Here is a 576-nt window from a genome sequence, read left to right as displayed (position 1 = left end):
GTGATTACGACCACGAAGAAGCAGTGTCACACCGAATACACGACTTCTGAGAAGGTGGTAGGTTACGACGTAACGTATGAAGTGGCTGGTGCACCAACCACAATTCGTATGGCAAGCAAACCTGCGACGAAAACTTTCCCAATTCAAGATGGCAAAGTGGTTCTGCCACAATAATCTACGCTTGAATTGAGTGATAAAGACAAGCCCTTTGGTCTGATAGACGAAAGGGCTTTTTTGCATTCATCGTATAGGTTTTGGGTCTTACGAAACGATAGGTACTTGCTGCTCGTGCTCCTTTTGAGCCTGAAGCTGAGCATGTTCTTTCTGCTTGCGACGCTCGCGTTTCGATAGCCAGATCAGTGGCACCACGATCATCACTGTACCGATGGCCATGAAAATATCTGGTATTTCACCAAACCAAATAAAGCCAACGACAACCGCACCAATCAAACCGCTGTATTCTGCGCTCGCGATTTTGTTGCTATCGATAGAACGGTACGCCAGCACACAAGTCGCCGCATAGATCATAATGAACAAACTGGACCCTGCCGCGACAGGAAACGCGTCCCATTGCCA

General features: G+C 47.7%; 1 pseudogene. It reads right to left on the bottom strand.

Annotated features, from left to right (window positions below):
• Positions 1 to 261 precede the first annotated feature (261 nt).
• Positions 262 to 576, bottom strand: a pseudogene (locus R7040_RS28550) (EamA family transporter); the annotation flags it as partial.

Source organism: Vibrio sp. 1069 (assembly GCF_033340555.1).
The sequence above is the reverse complement of the archived record's forward strand: the minus strand, read 5'-3'. Positions and strand labels throughout refer to the sequence as shown.